This is a genomic window from Mycolicibacterium xanthum (assembly GCF_019710635.1).
GTDB lineage: Bacteria > Actinomycetota > Actinomycetes > Mycobacteriales > Mycobacteriaceae > Mycobacterium > Mycobacterium xanthum.
The window spans coordinates 61,402-81,337 of sequence record NZ_JAIFZS010000042.1 but is presented as its reverse complement, the minus strand read 5'-3'; the positions used below and the strand labels follow the sequence as shown (position 1 = coordinate 81,337).

General features: G+C 68.0%; 19 protein-coding genes and 2 tRNA genes. 5 read left to right on the top strand and 16 right to left on the bottom strand.

Annotation, left to right across the window (positions count from 1 at the left end):
- Positions 1-18 precede the first annotated feature (18 nt).
- Positions 19-780: a DUF881 domain-containing protein gene (locus tag JDV09_RS16840; protein ID WP_221370278.1), complete on the bottom strand. Its 762-nt coding sequence runs from the start codon at positions 778-780 to the stop codon at positions 19-21.
- A 121-nt stretch (positions 781-901) separates the two neighbouring features.
- Between JDV09_RS16840 and crgA the strand changes: the two genes are divergently transcribed.
- Both crgA and JDV09_RS16830 read left to right on the top strand, forming a co-directional pair.
- A complete protein-coding gene (crgA, locus tag JDV09_RS16835; protein ID WP_221370277.1) occupies positions 902-1,183 on the top strand; it encodes a cell division protein CrgA in 282 nt (93 codons plus the stop codon).
- A 149-nt stretch (positions 1,184-1,332) separates the two neighbouring features.
- Positions 1,333-1,761, top strand: coding sequence for a PH domain-containing protein (locus tag JDV09_RS16830; protein WP_221370276.1), 429 nt, complete (start codon positions 1,333-1,335; stop codon positions 1,759-1,761).
- A 48-nt stretch (positions 1,762-1,809) separates the two neighbouring features.
- Here JDV09_RS16830 and JDV09_RS16825 read toward each other — a convergent pair whose 3' ends face one another.
- Positions 1,810-2,337 carry a peptidylprolyl isomerase gene (locus JDV09_RS16825; RefSeq protein WP_221370275.1) on the bottom strand — a complete coding sequence of 176 codons (528 nt, stop codon included), beginning with the start codon at positions 2,335-2,337 and terminating at the stop codon, positions 1,810-1,812.
- 105 nt (positions 2,338-2,442) lie between these two features.
- Here JDV09_RS16825 and cwsA point away from each other — a divergent pair, with 105 nt between their 5' ends.
- Both cwsA and JDV09_RS16815 read left to right on the top strand, forming a co-directional pair.
- Positions 2,443-2,877, top strand: coding sequence for a cell wall synthesis protein CwsA (gene cwsA / locus JDV09_RS16820; RefSeq protein WP_221370274.1), 435 nt, complete (start codon positions 2,443-2,445; stop codon positions 2,875-2,877).
- 17 nt (positions 2,878-2,894) lie between these two features.
- Positions 2,895-4,247 (top strand): L-serine ammonia-lyase, encoded by a 1,353-nt coding sequence (locus JDV09_RS16815; protein WP_221370273.1) that lies wholly within the window; start codon positions 2,895-2,897, stop codon positions 4,245-4,247.
- 34 nt (positions 4,248-4,281) lie between these two features.
- On the opposite strand, the gene JDV09_RS16810 is transcribed toward JDV09_RS16815, so the two are convergent.
- The 8 genes from JDV09_RS16810 to JDV09_RS16775 are packed head-to-tail and all read right to left on the bottom strand — an operon-like array spanning position 4,282 to position 13,531.
- A complete protein-coding gene (locus tag JDV09_RS16810) occupies positions 4,282-5,703 on the bottom strand; it encodes an MCE family protein (RefSeq protein WP_221370272.1) in 1,422 nt (473 codons plus the stop codon).
- A 1-nt stretch (position 5,704) separates the two neighbouring features.
- Positions 5,705-6,853: a virulence factor Mce family protein gene (locus tag JDV09_RS16805; RefSeq protein ID WP_255605503.1), complete on the bottom strand. Its 1,149-nt coding sequence runs from the start codon at positions 6,851-6,853 to the stop codon at positions 5,705-5,707.
- Positions 6,853-8,208, bottom strand: a complete 1,356-nt coding sequence (locus JDV09_RS16800) for an MCE family protein (protein WP_221370271.1) — start codon at positions 8,206-8,208, stop codon at positions 6,853-6,855. Before JDV09_RS16800 ends, JDV09_RS16805 begins: the two co-directional genes overlap by 1 nt.
- A complete protein-coding gene (locus JDV09_RS16795; protein WP_221370270.1) occupies positions 8,205-9,437 on the bottom strand; it encodes an MCE family protein in 1,233 nt (410 codons plus the stop codon). The genes JDV09_RS16800 and JDV09_RS16795 overlap by 4 nt, the downstream gene beginning before the upstream one ends.
- A complete protein-coding gene (locus JDV09_RS16790) occupies positions 9,434-10,462 on the bottom strand; it encodes an MCE family protein (RefSeq protein ID WP_221370269.1) in 1,029 nt (342 codons plus the stop codon). The genes JDV09_RS16795 and JDV09_RS16790 overlap by 4 nt, the downstream gene beginning before the upstream one ends.
- A gap of 10 nt (positions 10,463-10,472) precedes the next feature.
- Positions 10,473-11,903, bottom strand: a complete 1,431-nt coding sequence (locus JDV09_RS16785; protein WP_221370268.1) for an MCE family protein — start codon at positions 11,901-11,903, stop codon at positions 10,473-10,475.
- 6 nt (positions 11,904-11,909) lie between these two features.
- On the bottom strand, positions 11,910-12,767 hold the full coding sequence (locus tag JDV09_RS16780) for an ABC transporter permease (RefSeq protein WP_221370267.1): 858 nt from the start codon (positions 12,765-12,767) through the stop codon (positions 11,910-11,912).
- Positions 12,764-13,531, bottom strand: a complete 768-nt coding sequence (locus JDV09_RS16775) for an MlaE family ABC transporter permease (protein WP_255605489.1) — start codon at positions 13,529-13,531, stop codon at positions 12,764-12,766. Before JDV09_RS16775 ends, JDV09_RS16780 begins: the two co-directional genes overlap by 4 nt.
- Positions 13,532-13,745: 214 nt before the next feature.
- On the opposite strand from JDV09_RS16775, the gene dacB reads away from it, so the two are divergent.
- On the top strand, positions 13,746-15,365 hold the full coding sequence (gene dacB / locus JDV09_RS16770; protein WP_221370265.1) for a D-alanyl-D-alanine carboxypeptidase/D-alanyl-D-alanine endopeptidase: 1,620 nt from the start codon (positions 13,746-13,748) through the stop codon (positions 15,363-15,365).
- 91 nt (positions 15,366-15,456) lie between these two features.
- On the opposite strand, the gene JDV09_RS16765 is transcribed toward dacB, so the two are convergent.
- The 6 genes from JDV09_RS16765 to gyrA all read right to left on the bottom strand — a co-directional run bounded on the left by JDV09_RS16765 (position 15,457) and on the right by gyrA (position 19,895).
- On the bottom strand, positions 15,457-15,969 hold the full coding sequence (locus JDV09_RS16765) for a GNAT family N-acetyltransferase (RefSeq protein WP_255605488.1): 513 nt from the start codon (positions 15,967-15,969) through the stop codon (positions 15,457-15,459).
- A gap of 102 nt (positions 15,970-16,071) precedes the next feature.
- Positions 16,072-16,144 (bottom strand) — tRNA-Ala (locus JDV09_RS16760).
- Positions 16,145-16,153: 9 nt separating this feature from the next.
- Complete coding sequence (locus JDV09_RS26880; protein WP_255605487.1) at positions 16,154-16,279, bottom strand: hypothetical protein; 126 nt, start codon at positions 16,277-16,279, stop codon at positions 16,154-16,156.
- 17 nt (positions 16,280-16,296) lie between these two features.
- Positions 16,297-16,370, bottom strand: a tRNA-Ile gene (locus tag JDV09_RS16755).
- A 71-nt stretch (positions 16,371-16,441) separates the two neighbouring features.
- Positions 16,442-17,368 carry a DUF3566 domain-containing protein gene (locus JDV09_RS16750; protein WP_221370264.1) on the bottom strand — a complete coding sequence of 309 codons (927 nt, stop codon included), beginning with the start codon at positions 17,366-17,368 and terminating at the stop codon, positions 16,442-16,444.
- A gap of 10 nt (positions 17,369-17,378) precedes the next feature.
- The gene (gene gyrA, locus JDV09_RS16745) at positions 17,379-19,895 is read right to left on the bottom strand and encodes a DNA gyrase subunit A (protein ID WP_221370263.1); all 2,517 of its coding nucleotides are present in this window, start codon (positions 19,893-19,895) and stop codon (positions 17,379-17,381) included.
- Positions 19,896-19,936 lie beyond the last annotated feature (41 nt).

Genomic DNA, 19,936 nt, shown 5'->3' with positions numbered 1-19,936 from the left:
ACTGAGTCGAGCGGCCGATCAGTACCCGAGCGGACCGATCGGGGTGGCGTACTTCATCTTCAGCGGTTCGGTGTAGCCGACGAGTTCGACGTCCTTCGGTTCCTCGGTGTATCCCAGCCCGAACCGGGCCGCGTACCGCTTGTAGAGCTGCACCAGCGGCGCATCGGCCAGCGCCTGCTGCATCGACCCGGCGTCGCCGATCGCGGTGATCACATACGGCGGGCTGTACGTGCGGCCGTTGAGCAGCAGCGTGTTGCCCACACACCGCGGCGCCGACGTCGCGATGATCCGTTGGTCCTGGATCTGCATGCCCTCGGCCCCGGCGCTCCACAACGCGTTCATGACGCCCTGGATGTCCTGCTGGTGCACGACCAGGTCATCTGGGGAGGCATCGCGCGGGAACCGGCCCTCGGCATCGCGCTGCGCGTCGTTGAGCGTCACCACCAGCCCGGGGCCGCGTACCGGCGCCACGCCCGCCGGCACCGAGAGTGCTTCGGCGCGACGGGTGATCGCGGCCAGCGCCGCTGCGATGCCGGGGGATCCGCCGTGGTGGTTCTCGAGTTCGGTGGCCGCGGCGTCCCGGGCCGCGGTGAGACGGTCCACCGACTGTTGGGCCTCCCGCACCAGGTCGACCAGGCGGGGCGCGTCGCTGCTGCGAATCTCGTCGCCGCCGGACACGCCGTGTGTGACGCCCAGCAGCAGGCCGGCCGCCACGCACACCACCGGGACACCCAGGCGCCATACCGACCGCCGCGGTGCGGGGTGCGTCCCGTGGTCCATCGGTTTCATCTCCTTCGGAGCGGTTCGGCGCCTGGGTTAGGCTTTGCGTACCCAATCGTCGCACTGACCGGTGGCTCGTGGCATCGGCGACAGGCGCGGCGCCGAACGCCCGAAGGTACGCATGCCCAAGTCCAAGGTCCGCAAGAAGAACGACTTCACCATCAATCCGGTGAGCCGGACACCGGTCAAGGTCAAGGCGGGACCGTCGAGTGTCTGGTTCGTCGTACTGTTCATCGGCCTGATGCTGATCGGCCTGACATGGTTGATCGTGTTCCAGTTGGCCGGCAGCGGACCCGACGCCCCCGGCTTCCTGCAATGGATGGCCGCCCTCAACGTGTGGAACTACGCCATCGCGTTTGCCTTCATGATCACCGGGCTACTCCTGACGATGCGCTGGCGGTGACCGTCACGGCCGGAGAGATGGATTCATCTTCGTTGCTTTCGATCACCCTGTACGTGACCTGTGCGTCAACGGATCACACGCTTGTTATTCATCCCCATTGGGGATAGCACCTGTGGATAACCCTGTTTTTCGCGGTAGGAGGGTGTGAATTGTCCACCCAGCAAACCCAGTGGGGCCCGCCGACGGCGGGCATTCTCGGGGCTGGAGTCGCTGGTCTAGCTCTCGGCGTAGGTGTTGTGACGCTGGTCACAGACCCGCCCGGGCGAATTCTCGTGGGCGCTGCCGCGGTGGGTTTGCTGGTGTTTGCGGTCATGTCGTTCCGCGCACGACCGAAGCTGGCAATCAGCGAGGGGGGCCTGGTGTACCGCGGCTGGTGGAAGGACCGCCGGCTCGAGCGCGGTGACATCACGCTGATCCGCATCACCGAGTTCCGCAGAATCGGTCGCCGCGTGCGGCTGCTCGAGATCGACACCATCGACGATCGGCTGCTGGTGCTGAGCCGGTGGGACCTCGGCACCGATCCGCTGCGGGTGCTCGACGCGCTCACCGCCGCCGGGCTCGCACCCGGCACCGGGTGATTTCGGTGTAGTTGGTGACGGTGAGCGTGACGAACTACACCGAAATCGCTACGAGATGGTGATCGACTCGATCACGACCGGCTCGACCGGGCGGTCGCCGCGGTCGACGGCCGTGGTCGCGATCGCGTCGACGACCTTCTGCGACTCAGGATCGACGACCTCACCGAAGATGGTGTGGCGGCGGTTGAGGTGCGGCGTCTCGGTGACCGTGATGAAGAACTGCGAGCCGTTGGTGCCCGGGCCCGCATTGGCCATCGCCAGCAGGTAGGGCTTGGAGAACTGCAGCTCGGGGTGGAACTCGTCGGCGAACTTGTAGCCGGGTCCGCCCCGGCCGGTGCCGGTCGGGTCGCCGCCCTGGATCATGAACCCGTCGATCACCCGGTGGAAGACCGCGCCGTCGTAGAACGGCCCCGAGGAACCACCCGAGGCGTTCTCGGTGCTGTAGTCCTTGGTGCCCTGGGCCAGGCCGACGAAGTTGGAGACGGTCTTCGGCGCGTGGTTTCCGAACAGTGCGATCTTGATGTCACCGCGGTTGGTGTGCAGGGTCGCGGTCGCGGTCTGAATGGGACTCGTCACGGGAAGTCAGTGTGCCACGCCCGGTCCGAACGCCAACCGGCACCATGGCGTCGGCGCGGATGGCAGTCTGGAGCACGACGCAGCCAGCGCAGGAAGAGGTGGGATATGAGCCCCAAGACCGAGCAGCGAATGACGCCGGGCCAACGGCTGAGCCGCGGCCTGAAGTACTCGGCGGTCGGCCCGGTCGACGTGACCAGGGGAGCGCTCGGCCTGGGGGCGGAATCGGTGCGGTCTTCGGCGGCCTGGGTCGGGAACCGCTACCGGCGTGGACGCGTCGCCAAGCAGCTTCGGGCCGACCTGGCCGCCGCGCAGGACGCGTTGACCGCCGAGCTGGCCGAGGTGCAGGAGGCGGTCGCCGCCCTGCCCGAGACGCTCGGTAAGGCCCGCAAGTCCCGCAGCCGGACGCGCCCGCTGGTGTTCGTCGGCGTCGGGGTCGCGGTGCTGGCCGGGGGAGCGGCGGCCTTCACGATCGTCCGGCGTTCGACGCAGCCCGAGCCGTCCCCGCTGCCGCCCAGCGTCGAGGTCGCACCCAAGCCGTAGCGCGGTTACCGTCGGTCATGACCGTCTCGGTGTTCGATCTGTTCTCGATCGGGATCGGCCCGTCGAGTTCGCACACCGTCGGCCCGATGCGGGCGGCCCGCCGTTTCGTCGAAGGCCTGTCCGCCGACGGCCGGCTGGGCGCGGCGACGGGCGTTCGGGTCGAGCTCTACGGCTCGCTCGGTGCGACCGGCGCGGGGCACGGCACCCCGGGTGCGGTGGTGCTCGGGTTGGAGGGGTTCGCGCCCGAGACCGTCGATCCCGGCCTCGCGCGCAACCGCGTCGAGGAGATCCGCTCCGGTGGCCGGCTGTCGCTGGCGGGGGAGCGCACCATCGACTTCGACATGGCCACCGACATCGTTCTCTCCCTGCGCGCCATGGACTTCCACAGCAACGGGATGGTGTTCTCGGCGGTCGACGGCGCCGGCGCTCCGGTCGCGCGCGGGGTGTACTACTCGGTCGGCGGCGGCTTCGTGCTCGCCGAGGGGGAGACCGCGGCGAGCAGCGACGTCGCGGTCCCGCACCCGTTCCGCAGCGGCGCCGAACTGGTGGCGCTGGCGCAGGAAAACCGTTGCCGCATCGCTGATATCGTCGCCCGCAACGAGATCGCGCTCGGTCACGGCGACCGCTTGCGCGACGGCCTGCTGCAGATCTGGGCCACCATGCGTGAGTGCGTCCACAACGGGCTGGGCGCGACGGGGGTGCTGCCCGGCGGCCTGCGGGTGCGCCGGCGGGCCCCCGGCCTGGCCCGGGCGCTGGAGTCCGACCCGACCGATCCGCTCTATGCCATGGACTGGGTCACCGTGTTCGCGCTGGCGGTCAACGAGGAGAACGCCGCCGGCGGGCGGGTCGTGACGGCCCCGACCAACGGGGCGGCCGGCATCATTCCCGCTGTCCTGCACTACTACTGGCGGTTCGTCCCCGGAGCCTCCGACGACGGCGTCGTCGACTTTCTGCTGACCGCCGCGGCGATCGGCCAGCTGTTCAAGACCAACGCGTCGATCTCCGGGGCCGAGGTCGGCTGCCAGGGCGAGGTGGGCTCGGCCTGCTCGATGGCGGCGGCCGGGCTGGCCGCCGTGTCGGGCGGCACCCCGGCCCAGGTGGAGAACGCCGCAGAGATCGGTATCGAACACAACCTCGGCCTGACCTGCGACCCGGTCGGGGGGCTGGTGCAGATCCCGTGCATCGAGCGCAACGCGGTCGCCTCGGTCAAGGCGATCACCGCCGCGCGGATGGCGTTGCGCGGTGACGGCACCCACCACGTCAGCCTGGACACCGCGATCAAGACGATGCGCGACACCGGTGCCGACATGGCGGAGAAATACAAGGAGACGTCGCTGGGCGGCCTGGCCCTCAACGTCGTCGAGTGCTGAGACGGGGCGACGGCGGTCCCGCACCCCAGTAGGCTCAGCCCGTCCCGGGCGGCACCAGCATCGACTGCCACGTCTGGTCCGTCGGGGCCTCCCCGGCGAGATCGGTCTGCGTGTAGACCTGGCCGTCCGGCCCGACGTAAGACCCGGTCGCCGGGTCGTACTCTGCTGCCGGCAACGGCAGCGGTTCCGGTTGCTGTTGCGGCACAGGCTGACCCGACAGCGTGGCATTCGGGTCGCCCTTCCAGTTGAAGCCGTCGTTGAGCGGCACGTAGGTCTCGTCGCTCTCGCACATCGCCGCCGTCGGCGCGCGCTTTCCCGGGCGAGTGACGCACGGTGTGTTACGAACACCCCGCACCCCGATCGGCGAATCCTGGGGCACCCGGCAGTACAGGTCGCCCGGCGGGCGGTCGGGGTAGTCCTCCGCGGCCGGGGGACGTCGCTGCTCGGCCGGCAGGAACCCGGTGGTGCACGGCGGCGGCAGGTTCAGCCTCAAATTGAAGCTGAGGAACGCACCGACATAGTCCTGCATCGTGTTCCGGTTCGCCACACCCACCGCCTGGGCGACCGCGGCAGCCTGGGGCAACAGCACCAGGAGCTGCTCCAGGCTGGGCTGGTAGGTGACCGCGACCTGACCGACGCTGACCAGGTTGGCCAGGATGACCGGAAGGGTAGGTCGCACCCGGTCGAACAGTGCACGGGCTTCCTCCGCGACCGGGCCGCCCTGCTGCAGCACGCCGCGCACCGCGTCGTCGTGTGCCCGCAGCTGCCCGCTGATCTCGGCCAGGTCCGCAGCCCACGCCTGCACCGAGTCAGAAGAATCGATCTGGGCGTCCAGCACCGGCTGTGCCCCGTCGATCAGCGTCAGCAGTGGGTCCAGGTTCTCCCGCGCGTTGGCGGCCAGGGCGCCGGTGTCCGTCACGAGCCCGGACAACTCCGGCCCCAGCCCACCCACCGCGACGTACGCCTCGTCGACCACCGTCTTCAGATCGTCGCGGGGGATCGCTGTCAGACCGGTGTTCATCGCGTCCAGCGCGGAGTCCAGATCGGGCGGCACCGAGGTGCGGTCCACCCGGATGACGTCGCCGTCCCTCAGCGGCGGGGAGTCCCCGCGCGGCAGCAGCGCGACGTACTGCTCGCCCACCGGGGACTGGCTGTGCACCTGTGCGTCGAGATCCCCGGGGATGTCGATGCCGGACTTCAACGAAAGCACGGCCGCGACACCAGTTTCGGTGAGCCGCACGCTCTTGACACGCCCGACCTCTGCGCCACGATAGGTGACGTTGCCGCTCGGGTACAGACCCGCCGCCCGGGGCAATTCCACCGTCACCTCATAGCGACCGATCCCGAACATGGCGGGCAGCCTGATGTAGCCGAACACCATCGCTGCACCACCCACCAGGGTGACCACCGCAAAGATCGCCAGCTGGACGAAGATTCGCCTCGACAACGGGGGCATGTCAGCGGCCCTGGTCCCAATGGTACGGAGCGACGAGCGGATTGCCGACGGTGTACGGGCTCGGCAGTTGGCCGATGGTGCGGCCCCACTGCAGCTCGAGCTCCGTCAGATCGCCCTCCCACCGTGTCCCGGTGAGAAACGATGCGTCGAGCCGGCTCAGGGTCAGGTCGATGACGGCGGTCAGGTTGGCGTAGTCGCCCCGCGCCCAGTTGCCGACGGTGTCCGCCGGAAACGGATACGTGGCGAACAGTCCCAGGGCGCGGGTCAGCGCGGGACCGGCATCGCCCAGTGACTGCAGCACCGGCCCGATGTCCTTCAACTCGGCGAGCAGACTCTCCTCGGTCTGATTCGCCGTATCGGCAACCAGCGCGCTGAACTGACCGAGTTGGTCCAGCGCATCGACGAGGTTCTGCCGCTCGGCGGCCAGCACCCGCAGCGCGTCGGGGATGGTGTCGAGGGCGTTGTCGAGCACCGGTTTCTGGTCGGCGAACTGGCCGGCCAGGTTGTTCAGGCTCTCGGTGGTGGCGATGATGTCCCCGCTCTGGTCGTTGACCCGGCTGGTGAAGATGTCCAGCTGGTGGATCAGGCTGCGCAGGTCGTCCTCGCGGCCGGCCAGGGCGGTGCTCAGCGATTCGGTGATTTCCTGAACCTGTCCGATGCCACCGCCGTTGAGCAGCATCGTGATTGCCGCCAAGATCTGCTCGGTGGACGGATAGGTCTCCGCCGATGACAGCGGGATCAGCGATCCGTCTGTCAAACGGCCTCGGGGCGCGACGTCGACGGGCGGCGCCAGCTCGACGTGCAGTGAACCCAGCAGGCCGCTCTGGCCGACCGTCGCCGTCGCATTGGCAGGCAGATCGACATCGCCGTCGATCCTCATCGTCAACAGCGCATGCCAGCCCTGCCGCTCGATCTTGCTCACCGAGCCCACCGTGACGTCGCCCACCTGTACCCGGGAGTTCGGCTCGAGCGTGCGCACGTCGGGTAGCTGTGCCTGGATCGTGAACGAGCCGGGCCCGACGCCGGCGGTTCCCGGCAGCTGCACCGAATTGAGTCCCCGCCAACCACAACCGCTCAGCGCGGCGGCGGCCACCGCCACCAGCAGCGCGGCAACAATGCGGCTACCGACCGGTCGGGGGGGTGTGCGCATCATGGGCCGGCTCCGGCGGGCACCATCATCCCGGGCAGGCCGGCGGCCGGATCTGTCGCGTGCACCTCGGCCGGCAACGGCGGAACATCCTGCTGCTCCGCCGAATTATCCGCCGGGAGAGAGGCCGACGGAGTTGCCGGGGGAGCGGCCGGGGGATGTTCCGGGGAAGCGGCCGGGGGAGGGATGTAGTCCGGCCGCAGCCAGTCTTCGCTGTAGGTGACCTCGTTGGGCCGCGCGGTGGCGCCGACGATCAGGTTCTCGCCCAGCGGCGGGAAGTTGTACCGACGGTTCTTCACCATCGGCGCCAGGTACTGCACGCACAGCTTGGCCGACTCTTCGGCACCCAGCCGCGAGGCGGCCTGCACCGCTCCGCACAGGAAGGCCAGCGGGTTGGCGAGGTTGTTGAACGCGGGGGCACCGCCGAGAGTGCCTTGCGCGGGTTGATAGATGTTCATCAGGTTCTGCAGTTCGTTGGGGGCCAGGTGCAGCGTCTGCTTGATGTCGTCGAGGCTCTCGGTCAGCGCCTGGCTCACCGACGCCAACCGGTCCGACGTCGTTCCCAGTGCGTCGCGGTTTTCGCTGATCACGGTTTTCGCATCGCCCAGCGCGGCGTTCAGCGCCGAGACGGCGTCGCCGACCTCGTTCGAATCGTCGGTCAGCAGAGCACCGACCGAGGCCAGGTTGTCGTTCAGCTCCCGCTGCAGATCGTCGCTGTCCTGCAGCGCCGATACCAGGATCGACAGGTTCTTCATCGTGCTGAACACATCGTCGCTGTGGTCACCGAGGGCGGAAACCGCCTGGGAGAGCTCGAGGATGGTCTGCCGAATCGTTGCTCCCTGGCCGCGCAGGTTGTTCGCGGCCGTGTGCACGACCGATCCGAACGCGCTGACCCCGCCCGGTTCGTTGGGTTGCACCATGTCGCTGAGTCTTTCGAGCTGCTGGCGTACTTCATCCCATTCAACGGGAACCGCGGTGCGCTCCTCGGGGATCACCGCGTTGTTCGTCAGCTTCGGGCCCCCGGTATAGGGCGGGTTGAGCTGGATGACTCGTGCGCTGACAATGGCCGGGGACAGGATCACCGCCGTGGCGTCGGCGGGCACCTCGTACTTGTCGTCGTACCAGAACGTGATCTTGACCCGTTGCGGCTCGGGCTCGATCGTCTCGATTCTGCCCACCGGCACGCCGAGGATGCGCACGTCGTCGCCGGGAAAGATGCCGTTGCTGTTCGCGAAATACGCCACGACCGTGGTCCTGTCGGCCACCGCCGACGAGTACAGCAACACCGCGACAGCGGCGATCAACGTGGTCACCAGCGTGGCCGCCACTCCGATACGGGCCTTGTCCCGGCTCTTCATCGTTCACCCTCCGGCGATGGCAGCGGTGGGCCGGGCGGCGGGCCGCCCGGCGCCGGCGCCGGCGGTGGCTCACGATAGGGATACCGCGGGTCACCGGGTACTCCGGTGATCGCATCCGGCAGAGTCATCCTCGGCTCGCCACCTTGGCCGGTGCGCGGGTACGGAACCGGCAGTGCCGGGGTTCCCGGCTGACCGGTCTGCGGGTCGGTGAGTTCGGTCGGCAGCAGGACGTTCGGATCGAGCCCGAGGTCGGAGAAGGCGGCGTCGATGAACGGCTGGATGAACTGGCCGGGCAGCAGGTTGGCGATGTAGAAGCTGAAGAACGGCCCCGACGACATCGACTCGCCGAGCGACATCGCGTAGACGTTGAACTTCTTGATCGCCGACTGCACTCGTTGTTTGCGGTTGTCGAGGATCGTCAGGAGCTCGTTGAGCTTGTCCAGCGCGGGTTTGAGGGTCTGCCGGTTCTCCGAGACCACCCCCTGGATCTGCTCGCTGACCGCCACCAGGTTCTCCGAGATCTGGTCCAGCGCACGGCTCTGGCCGAGCAGCGCGACGAGCAGCGCATTGGTGTCGGTCAGCAACCCGACGATGCTTTCGCTGCGCTCCGACAGGACTGCGGTGACCTTGTTGGCGTTGCTCAGCAGGTTTCGCAGCTGAGCGTCACGCTTGTTCAGCGTCTGGGAGAACCGTGCGACACCCTGCATCGCGATCCGCAGCGCCGGGGGAGTCTCGGAGAACGTCTGTGACAGCACGTCCAACGATTCCGTCAGCGTGCCGGTGTCCAGTCCGCTGACGGCGGTGGTCAGCTCTCCGAGCGCGTCGGGCAGCTGGTAGGGCGACCTGGTCCGTTCCAGCGGGATCGGTCCGGACTGCCGGCCGTCGCCCCGGGGGGTGATCTCGAGAATCTTCGCGCCCAGAACGCTTTTCGTCTTGATCGCTGCCTCGGTGTGCTCGCCGAGCCGAATGCTCTTGTCGATCTCGAATGTGACCAGCACCCGTGGTCCGTCGAGGTCGATGCTGTCTACCCGGCCGCTCGCCAGACCCGAAACCTGGACGTCTGCGCCGGTGAGCAACCCACCGGCTTCGGCGAAGTAGGCGGAGTATGTCTTGTTCGAGTTGATCAGCGGCAGCCTGCCGAAGTTCAGAGCGGCCAGGACCACGGCGAGGGTCACCGCCACGCCGACCGCGCCGACGACGAGGGGATTGCGCTCGGAGAACGTCTTCATCGGGGTGTGCACCGTCCGGAGTCCTGGCCGGCGACCTTGACGTAAACCGGTTGGCCACCTTTGCCGTTCAGTTTCAGGATCAGGTCGCACAGGTAGAAGCTGAAGAAGTCGCCGTACAGGCCCTGGCGATTCAGCATCTGGTAGGTGTCGGGCAATGTGTTGAGCAGGTTGTCGAGGTAGTCGCGGTCGGCCAGGGCCACCCCGGCCGTCCGGTCCGCCTCGTCGACGATCTTGCGCAGCGACGGGCGGGCCTGCGCGAGCAGATCGGCGGTCGCCGCCGCGGCCTCGTTGCCGTACGCGATCCCGGCACTGAGGTCCTGCCTGCGGTCGGCCAGCGTGCCCAACAGATCCGACAACGACTCGATGGTCGTGACGAGCTGTGGACTTCGATCACCCAGCGAGCCGAGCACGGTGTCCAGGTTCGAGATGATCTCTGCGATGAGGTGATCCCGGTCGGCGAGCGTGTTCGTCAGGGCCGCGGTGTTCGCCAGAAACGACGCGATCGTGGTCCCCTCGCCCTGCAACGCCTCGATGAGCTGCCCGGAAAGCGCGTTGACCTGCTCGGGCTCCAACGCCCGGAACAACGGCCGGAACCCGTTGAGCAGCGCGTCCAGATCCAGCGCGGGCGAGGTCTGCGACAGCGGGATGGTCGCACCGGGCTCGAGTTGTCTGGTGCTGCCGGCGCCTTCCTCGAGGGCCAGGTATCGGTCGCCGATCAGGTTACGAAAGCGGATGACCGCCCTGCTGCCCTCCGTCAAGACCACAGACTCGTCTGCGCCGAATTCCACCAGCGCGGTGGCGTCGTCGCGCAGCGAGATGTTCCTGACCTTGCCGACCTCCACGCCGGCTATCCGGACGAAATTGCCGGCCTGCAAACCCGAGACGTTGCTGAACAGCGCTGTGTACGTGTACATCCGCTCGAAGCGCGGCTGCGCAAAGATGACCAGCATGACGGCCAGGCCCAGCAGGCACACGGCCATGAAGACAGCCAGCCGCCAGACCGCTGCGCCCAGGTTCTCTCTCACGGTTCGATCCTCATGGCGCCGGCGCCGGCGCCGGGGTCGGCTGCAGCTGGGCGGGGGCCGGGACCACGAACGGCTCCGAACCCGGCGTGGGGCCCGGTTCGCGCGGTGCACCGGGCGGGGGCGCCGGCGGCAGGCCCGGCCAGAGTGGCGTCCCGTCCGGTGCGTACAGCTGCGCCCCGTAGGCCGGTGCACCGGGATACGGGATCGGCCCGGGTGCCGGACCGCCCGGATTGCGGATGCTCGGCGGTTCCGGTACCGCACGGGTGACCGGGAAGAAGTTGGCGTATGCCGGGAACGCGATTCCCGGGTTGGGCCGGATGTCCAGGCCGGTTCCCCAGCCGGTGTTGGTGATGAGTTGGCGCACAGGCCAGTTCGCGGCCACATCGGGCAGCGATCCGCATCCCGGTTTACCGCCGGGACCGCCCTTGGCGCCGATGATCGGCAGGTTGCGCGGGTAACGGTACTGGTCTGCACCCAACAGAATGGCGCTGTCCAGGATCAGCGATTTACCGTTCGCGCCACCGGTCGCATCCAGGTACCCGCTGTCGAGGGCTGTCTTGGCTCCGACGAGTGTGCACGTGTACGTCGGATTGTATTTCATCAACAATCTCGTGGTCGTCTCGAGCAGGGTGACCGACTCGATCAGGTTCTCGCGGCTCGAGCCCATCAGGTCGATACCACTGCGGGACATGCTCACCACCCCGACGAGCAGCGCATCCAGCGCCTGTGCGTTGTCGGTGATGGTCCTGCTGGTGGTGCCGACCGCGTCCAGGGCGGACAGGATGTCCTGTGCAGCAGCGCTGTAGGAGTCGCTGACCTCCCGGACGGCTCGCATATCTGCGCGGATCGTGTCGGTGCGCGAGTTGACCGCGATCAGCACCCGGTTGGCATCGGTGATGGCCTGGCCCATGCCGGCGCCGTGGCCCCGCACCCCCTCGGCGAGCGCGGCGAACACCGCCTGGAGCTTCACCGGGTCGATCTGATCCAGCACCCCGGCCAGGTTCTTCCACAACGTGTTGATCTCGGTGCTGACGTACTGCGAGGTGATCACCGTCCCTGCGGTCAGCGGGGCGGGGCTGGGGTCGCTCGGATAGACCAGTTCGACGAACTTCCCACTGAACAGGGTGCCGGCGCGGATGCGTGCCTCAACGTTGGCCGGGATGTAGTCGACCTGATCCGGGTCGATCTCCAGTTTCAGGCTCACCTGATTCGTCGCGCCCGTGACCTGGCCGACCCGACCCACCTGCACACCACGCATCGTGACCTTGGCGCCACGATCCATCACCAGACCGGCGCGATCGGACAGCAGCGTCACCGGGACGTAGTCCCGCAACGATCCCGAGAACAGCGCCGAGGTCAACACGACGGTGGCGACGGTCGCGGTGACGAAAATGAGCGTCCACCAACCTGGATGCATTCCTTCTCTCCGGCGTTCTGGCATCGCCCGCTACCCCGAGAGGTGGAAATTGCCGGACTGCCCGTACACCGACAGCGCGATCGCCAGCAGCAGAAAGGTCAGGACGATGAGTGACGTGCGCACCGAACGGCCGACCGCTTCGCCGACTCCCGCGGGTCCTCCCGAGGCGGTGTAGCCGTAGTAGGTATGGACCATCATGATGGCGACCGCCATCAGCAGCACCGTCAGAAACGACCAGAGCAGGTCAACCGAGTTCAGGAAGGTGTTGAAGTAGTGGTCGTACACACCGGTGGACTGGCCGTAGAACCCGGTCGTGCCGAACCGGGAGGCCAGGAACGCGCACACCATGGCCACGCAGTACAGCGGAATCACCACGACCACCCCGGCCACGACCCGAGTGGAGACCAGGTAGGCGACGGACCGGACCGCCATCACCTCGAGCGCGTCGATCTCGTCGGCGATCCGCATCGCACCCAGTTGGGCGGTGGCGCCCGCGCCGATCGTCGCGGCCAGTCCGACTCCGGCAACGGCGGGCGAAATGATTCGGACGTTGACATAGGCCGAGATGAAGCCGGTCATCGCTTCGACGCCGATGCCGGCCAGTTGGCTGTAGCCCTGCACGGCGATCACCGCCCCGGTCGCCAGGGTCATGAAACCGACGACGACGACCGTTCCGCCGATCACCGCCAGTGCGCCGGTGCCCAGGCTCATCTGGGCGATCAGTCGCAGGATCTCCCTCTTGTACCGGATGAACGCCATCCCGATCTCGCGCACCGACAGTGCGTTGAAAGCGATCTGTTCACCGACGTGATTCCAGCCCCCGGCAACAGCATTCGCCGCGCTGGTGAGCCATCCGGACCGCCGGCCCGCGGGGCTGCCCTCGGTCATTGCGCACTCGTGTAGAACACGGCCGTGGTGACGATGTTGATGACGAACAGCGCGATGAAGGAGTACACGACCGTCTCGTTGACGGCGTTTCCCACGCCCTGCGGCCCCCTGCGCACCGACATGCCCTTGTAGCAGGCGATCAAGGCGGCCGCCATGCCGAACAACGCCCCCTTCACCAAACCCAGGATCACATCGGGCAGACCGGTCAGCAGCGTCAGGCCCGCGGCGAAGGCCCCGGGGGTGACCTTCTGGACGAAGACCGCAAAACCGAATGAGCCGGCGAGTCCGACGATGGTGACCAACGACACCAGCGAGACGGCGGTGACGGTGGCCGCCAACACCCTGGGCACGACCAGGCGGTGAATCGGGTCGACACCCATGACCCGCAATGCGTCGAGTTCCTCGCGAATGGTCCGCGCGCCCAGGTCGGCGCACATCGCCGTCGCCCCGGTGCCCGCGACGACGAGCACCGTGACGATCGGTCCGATCTGCGTGACCGAAGCGGTCGCCGCGCCGGTGCCGGAGAAATCGGCGGCGCCGAACTCCGTCAGCAGGATGTTCAGCGTGAACACCACCAGCACGGTGAACGGGATCGCCAGCATGAGCGTGGGGACGATGGACACCCGCGCCACGAACCAGGTCTGCAACAGGAACTCCCGCCACGCGAACGGAGGCTTGAACAGTGCGACCAACGTGTCCAGGGCCGTGGCATAGAACTCGCCGACGCCCCGAAGCGGCTTCAGGGCGACCTCCGGCAGAACCAACAGCGGCCCCTTCCGTGCTTCCCGCTTGGGGCGTGAACCGCGACTCTGCTGCGACATTATCCGAACACGTCGGCGCCGCACGGCGCCGCGAGCGCGTGTCGTGGCTTTGCTTCACCCCCTCGCGAATTCGGATCCCGGCACCTGGTCTTGGGCGGCCGCACGTGCCGGGCGCGGCACAGAACATCGAGGCCGGATACAAGTAGTGTCCCGTTCCATGGGGAGCGACAGACGTGGCTGGTGGCTCGGATTGACCCTGGCAACGGTGCTGGTGGCCGGCGCCTGCAGCTCCGACGGCGGCGCGGGGTCCGACGGTACGGGTCCGGCGACCTCGGGTGCCGGAAACACGGACCTTCCCGACGAGGCCGCCGGCCTGATGGCGGCGGAGAAGTACCGGTCGTCTCGTTGGTCGCTGATCGTGGAAGCTGCGGACGGCGGCGACCCGGTTTACGCGCTGGACAGCGGCAAGATCGGCACCATGGGGTCGAACGCCAAGCTCTACACCGTGGGCACCTGGCTCGACGTCTTCGGGCCCGACCACACCATAGAAACCCCGGTCTACGGGCTGGGTTCGGTCAGCGGCGGGCGCCTCGACGGCGACCTGGTGCTGCGTGCGATGGGTGACCTGGTGATGGGCAGCCGCCAGGCCGGCAGCGGCAAGCTGGCATACAGCGTCCCACCGCAGGGCGACGCCAACGGCATCCCCGGTGCCAAGCCGGCGCCCGGTGATCCCCTCGCGGGGCTGAACGATCTCGCAGAGCAGGTCGCGGCATCCGGGGTCACCGAAGTCGGTGGCGACGTGCTCATCGACGACCGTCTCTTCCAACAGTGGGAGACGCCCCGTCCCCTCGAGATCAGCCCCATCGTCGTCAACGACAATCTGTTGGCGATGGTCACCACGCCCGGCAGTGCGGGTGAGCCGGGTACCGTCGAGACGGTCCCCGAAACTGCTGCGTTCACCATCGTCAACGACACCGAGACCGTGGCGGCCGGCGAAGACACCACCCTGTCGTTCGCCCCCGAGTTGGACGCACAGGGCAACCCCACCAACGTGATCGCGGTGAACGGCACGATCGCCACCGATGCCGAGCCGGTACTCAACGTGTACGAGGTCCCCGACCCCGCCACCTACGCCCGCACCCTGTTCATCGAGGCGCTCGAGCGGGCCGGGGTGACCGTGAGCACCGACCCCCTGGCCGTCAACGACGCGTCGACGCTGCCCGGGGCCGAGAGCTACGCGGCGGGCAACGCGCCGCTGGGGACCATCGAATCACCACCGATCTCGGAGATCGCCACCCTCGTCTGGAAGATCAGCCACAACTACGGCGCCGATCTCGCCGTGTGCCTGCTCGCGGTCAACGAGGGCTCGACCGACTGCGACGACGGGTTCGGCCCCGTTCGTGAGCGCATCGGCGACCTCGGCATCGACCAGAGCGACGTGTGGATCCTCGACGGTTCCGGGTCGAGCGTCGCGTCGACCACCCCCGATGCCATGGCCACCTGGCTCCGTTGGCTGCATTCGCGGCAGTGGAGCGACCGGCTCCCCGAGATGTTGCCCATCCTCGGCACCGACGGCTCGCTCTCGCTGTCTGAAACCGACAGCCCGGCGAAGGGCCGGGTCCAGGCCAAGACGGGGACCTGGGCAGCACGCGATCCGGGCACCGGCGACCTGCTGATGCTCGACCAGTCCCTGGCCGGGTTCATGCAGGGCGGTGACGGCACGGTCTACGTGTTCGCCCTGTACCGGCACAACACCAGCTTCGAGAGCCTGTCCGACATCCTCGGCTCACTGGACAACGTCGCCGCCGTCGCCGCCGCCCTGCAGCAGTCGCTCTGAGCCCGGTCGCAGGGGCCGGACGCCGGTGGATCATTCTCGCCCTGACTGTCGCCGGGGTCGCCAGCTGCTGCGGGTCAGCGCGGCAATTCGTTCAAGTGGTGCAATTTCGGCCAGAAGTCAGCGGACGCTCCCAATGCCAGGTCGTGCCCACGTCGGGATCCTCCCGTTCGCCGGCCAGCATAAATCCGAGTCGGCGAAGCACGCCCGTCGACGGATTCTCCTGGGGGAGCGTGTTCGCGACGACCATGCTGACCGTCCCGTGGGCGGCGGCCTTGTCGAGCATCGCCCGCGCCGCCGCCACCCCTAGCCCCCTGCCGCGAAACCCCGGCGCGAGTTCGTATCCGATTTCGACAACGCCCTGGTCGGGTGGGCCGGCGAAACCGCCCGAGCCGAAGAGGATTCCGCCGGACATGAAGAAGTGCATCCACCAGTCGGCTTCCTCGGGATGTTCGCGCAGCCGGTCGAGGGTGTATCCGACAGACTCCGGAAACTCCGGCCATCCGACCGGTACCGCGCTGCCGATCAACCTGCCGAACCTCGCGGGGTCGGATTGCAGGGCGGTGAGCTGCTCGACGGTGGCGGGTAGCAGGACGACGCCGGGCATTCCGACAGTGTGTCAGCCGCAATCCATCGGCTCGTCGGTTGGCGACCGGGCCGGTCGCACCTCGCCGTTGCCATGCAGTGATGGGGCAATCGTTGCCGCTTGTGGAGCCTAGGAGATTCGAACTCCTGACATCTGCCTTGCAAAGGCAGCGCTCTACCAACTGAGCTAAGGCCCCCGGTGCCGATCAGGAAGGTGCATCGGCGTTGTGGTCGGGCAGGGTGTGCCACACCTCGGGTCCGTGCTGGGTCCGCCACACCATAACCGCGGCGATCGCGCCGACCGCGGCGGTCAGAAGCACCACGAGCTTCATCGATGTGAACCTTTCCGTGGGGCTAGGAGGACTCGAACCTCCGACCTCTTCGTTATCAGCGAAGCGCTCTAACCGCCTGAGCTATAGCCCCGTCAACCGCACGGGCCGAGCGACGAGATTACCGTACGGTGTGGCCGTCTCCCAAACTCGATGCCCGTGACCTCAGTCGCGGTCGGCCAGCGTGACCTCGATGCCGCCCACCAGGTCGGTGGTCAGGTTGTAGATGAAGGCCCCGATCGTCGCCGCGGCGGTCAGCAGCACGATGTTCACCAGCCCGATCAGCGTGGCGCCGCCGAAGATCATGCCGCTGGACACCAGTTCTCCGCCGGAGGCGCCGCTGGCGCTGGTGAGCAGGTCACCGACGTTGCTGTTGAGCTTGCTCCACACGCCCATGCCGCCGAGCACCAGGTAAAGGAACGCCACCGCGATCATCCATACGAAGAACAACGCGACCGACAACAGCAGCGACACCTTCAGCGTGCTCCAGGGATCGATGCGCCGGATCTGCATGCTGGCCCGGACGGGTCCCTTGTGCTGGCGGGTAGCCACCTCGACCGCCTTGGCCGGTGGGGGAGTCGCCGGCGACTGCTGCTCACCCTGGGGACGTTCCGGCGGTTTGCGCTGCTGAACCGGTCGCGGCATCGGGCCGGACAGATCGGGCAGCTCGCTGGCGTAGGCCTTGTTCTCCACCCGCGGCGCCGGGCGGTTGGGCTCGCTGCGCATCACCTCGGTGCGGTCGCCCCGCGGTGCCTGGTCGGCCTCCGGGCCGGTGGTCGGCGCGGCCGGTGCTGCACCGCCGGAGATGAACCGGTTCAACCGGGCATCCAGGCCGCCCGCCGCACCAGTGCCGCGCTGATCCTCCGGGGTCTGCTGGCGGCGGGCCGCCGTGCCACGCTGCCAGGGCGGTGCGTCGCCGTCGGCGCCCTGCGCCGGCGCCGGGCCGGGCGCGCCGCTGCGGGCCGGCGATGTGCCCGGCGATGCACCCTCGGTGGCCGGACCGGCAGAGGTCGCAGACCCGCCGGGCGAGCCGTTGGCCCCGCTTGACCCGTCACCGCTTCGTGGGTTTGCCGGCTCGTTCGGTGAGCTCACCTACGACTCCTCACTGATCTGTCGCGTCGAGGTCGGTGTTGACCTCATCGGTACTGTCACCGGCTTCGGCATTCCGCGCGATCGCGATAAGTGTGTCGCCGTCTCCCAGGTTCATCAACCGAACGCCCTTGGTCTGGCGGCCGGCCTTGCGCACCTGTCGGGCGCCGGTCCGAATGACGCCCCCTCCGGAGGTGATGGCGTACAGCTCGGTGTCGTCATCGACGATCAACGCACCGACCAGCGTGCCACGTCGCCGGTCGAACTGGATCGTCAGCACCCCCTTACCGCCGCGGCCCTGCACCGGGTACTCCTCGATCGCGGTGCGCTTCGCGTAGCCACCCGAGGTCGCGACCAGCAGATACGTGTCGTCGCGGACCACGTTGAGCGACAGCAGTGCGTCCTCGGCGTTGAACCGCATACCCTGCACACCCGAGGTGGCGCGGCCCATCGGCCGCAGCGCCTCGTCGGTGGCCGAGAACCGGATGGACTGCCCGTTGGCCGAGACCAGCAGCAGGTCGTCCTCGGCCGAGCAGAGCACCGCGCCGACGAGCTCGTCGCCGTCACGCAGGTTCACCGCGACGATTCCGCCCGACCGGTTGGAGTCGAAGTCCACCAGCTTGGACTTCTTCACCAGGCCGTTGCGGGTGGCCAGCACCAGATACTGGGCGTCCTCGTAGCCCTTGATCTGGATCACCTGCGCGATGCGTTCCTCCGGCTGGAACGCCAGCAGGTTGGCGACGTGCTGGCCCCGCGCCGTGCGCGACGCCTCGGGCAGGTCGTAGGCCTTGGCCCGGTACACCCGGCCCTGCGTGGTGAAGAACAGGATCCAGTCGTGGGTGGAGCAGACGAAGAAGTGGTTGACGATGTCGTCCTGCTTGAGGCCGGCACCCTGCACGCCCTTGCCGCCGCGCTTCTGGCTGCGGTACAGGTCGGTCTTCGTCCGTTTGGCGTAGCCCGTCTCGGTGATCGTCACGACGACGTCCTCGCGCGCGATCAGATCCTCGTCGGCCACCTCGCCGTCGGCGGCGATGATGCGGGTGCGGCGCTCGTCGCCGTGCTTTTGGACAATCTCGTCGAGTTCTCCTCTTACGATGGCCCGTTGCCGCTCCGGCTTGGCCAGGATGTCCTCGAGGTCGGCGATCTCGGCCTCGATCTTGGCCAGGTCGTCGATGATGCGCTGGCGCTCCAGCGCGGCCAGCCGCCGCAGCTGCATGTCCAGGATCGCCTGGGCCTGGATCTCGTCGATGTCGAGCAGTTCGATCAGGCCGGCCCGCGCCACGTCGACGGTCTCCGACGCCCGGATCAACGCGATCACCTCGTCGAGCGCGTCGAGCGCCTTCACCAGACCGCGCAGGATGTGGGCCCGTTCGTTGGCCTTGCGCAGCCGGTAGGTGGTGCGCCGGACGATGACGTCGAGTTGGTGGTTGACGTAGTGGCGCAGCAGCTGGTCGAGCCGCAGCGTGCGTGGCACGCCGTCGACGATCGCCAGCATGTTGGCGCCGAAGCTGGTCTGCAGCTGGGTGTGCTTGTAGAGGTTGTTGAGCACCACCTTGGCCACCGCGTCGCGTTTGATCTCGACGACGATGCGCAGACCCACCCGGTCACTGGACTGGTCCTCGATGTTGGAGATGCCGCCGAGCTTGCCGTCGCGGACCTGCTCGGCGATCGAGGTGATGAAGTTGTCGTGGTTGACCTGATACGGCAATTCGGTGATCACCAGCGACGTGCGGCCGCGGGAGTCCTCCTCGATCTCCACCACGCCGCGCATCCGGATCGAGCCGCGCCCGGTGGTGTAGGTGTCGGCGATCCCCTGCGAGCCGACGATCAGGCCGTGGGTGGGGAAGTCGGGTCCCTTGACCCGTTCGCACACCGCGATCAGCGTCGCCTCTTCGTCGGCGTCGTGGTTGTCCAGGCACCAGTACACCGCCTCGGCGAGCTCGCCCAGGTTGTGCGGCGGGATGTTGGTGGCCATACCCACGGCGATGCCGCCGGACCCGTTGGCCAGCAGGTTCGGGAACCGGCTCGGCAGGACCGTCGGCTCCTGCACCCGGCCGTCGTAGTTAGGGATGAAATCGACTGTCTCCTCGTCGATTTCGCGCAGCATCTCCATCGCCAGCGGAGTCAGCCGGGCTTCGGTGTACCTCATCGCCGCCGGCGGGTCGTTGCCCGGTGAGCCGAAGTTGCCCTGGCCGTCGACCAGCGGGTAGCGCAGTGACCATGGCTGGGCCATCCGGACCAGGGTGTCGTAGATCGACGCGTCGCCGTGCGGGTGGTAGTTACCCATCGTCTCGGCAACCGAGCGTGCGGATTTCGCGTGGCTGCGGTCGGGCCGGAAGCCGGAGTCGAACATGGCGTAGAGCACCCGCCGGTGCACCGGCTTGAGGCCGTCGCGCACCTCCGGCAGCGCGCGGCCGACGATGACGCTCATCGCGTAGTCGATGTAGCTGCGCTGCATCTCCTGCTGGATGTCGACCGGTTCGATCCGGTCGCCGGCTTCGTCGCCGGGCGGCAGCGTGGTGTCAGTCATGGAGTTCCTTCTCGTGGTTGCGGCTCGAGAGTGCCTGCGAG

What these genes read in the sequence shown, in the direction of transcription:
- JDV09_RS16795 (WP_221370270.1), bottom strand. Translation starts at nt 9,437, where the DNA reads ATGAAGACGTTCTCCGAGCGCAATCCCCTCGTCGTCGGCGCGGTCGGC.
- JDV09_RS16785 (WP_221370268.1), bottom strand. Translation starts at nt 11,903, where the DNA reads ATGCCAGAACGCCGGAGAGAAGGAATGCATCCAGGTTGGTGGACGCTC.
- JDV09_RS16815 (WP_221370273.1), top strand. Translation starts at nt 2,895, where the DNA reads ATGACCGTCTCGGTGTTCGATCTGTTCTCGATCGGGATCGGCCCGTCG.
- JDV09_RS16780 (WP_221370267.1), bottom strand. Translation starts at nt 12,767, where the DNA reads ATGACCGAGGGCAGCCCCGCGGGCCGGCGGTCCGGATGGCTCACCAGC.
- JDV09_RS16805 (WP_255605503.1), bottom strand. Translation starts at nt 6,853, where the DNA reads ATGCGCACACCCCCCCGACCGGTCGGTAGCCGCATTGTTGCCGCGCTG.
- JDV09_RS16810 (WP_221370272.1), bottom strand. Translation starts at nt 5,703, where the DNA reads ATGCCCCCGTTGTCGAGGCGAATCTTCGTCCAGCTGGCGATCTTTGCG.
- dacB (WP_221370265.1), top strand. Translation starts at nt 13,746, where the DNA reads ATGGGGAGCGACAGACGTGGCTGGTGGCTCGGATTGACCCTGGCAACG.
- JDV09_RS16800 (WP_221370271.1), bottom strand. Translation starts at nt 8,208, where the DNA reads ATGAAGAGCCGGGACAAGGCCCGTATCGGAGTGGCGGCCACGCTGGTG.
- JDV09_RS26880 (WP_255605487.1), bottom strand. Translation starts at nt 16,279, where the DNA reads ATGAAGCTCGTGGTGCTTCTGACCGCCGCGGTCGGCGCGATCGCCGCG.
- cwsA (WP_221370274.1), top strand. Translation starts at nt 2,443, where the DNA reads ATGAGCCCCAAGACCGAGCAGCGAATGACGCCGGGCCAACGGCTGAGC.
- crgA (WP_221370277.1), top strand. Translation starts at nt 902, where the DNA reads ATGCCCAAGTCCAAGGTCCGCAAGAAGAACGACTTCACCATCAATCCG.
- gyrA (WP_221370263.1), bottom strand. Translation starts at nt 19,895, where the DNA reads ATGACTGACACCACGCTGCCGCCCGGCGACGAAGCCGGCGACCGGATC.
- JDV09_RS16765 (WP_255605488.1), bottom strand. Translation starts at nt 15,969, where the DNA reads ATGCCCGGCGTCGTCCTGCTACCCGCCACCGTCGAGCAGCTCACCGCC.
- JDV09_RS16840 (WP_221370278.1), bottom strand. Translation starts at nt 780, where the DNA reads ATGGACCACGGGACGCACCCCGCACCGCGGCGGTCGGTATGGCGCCTG.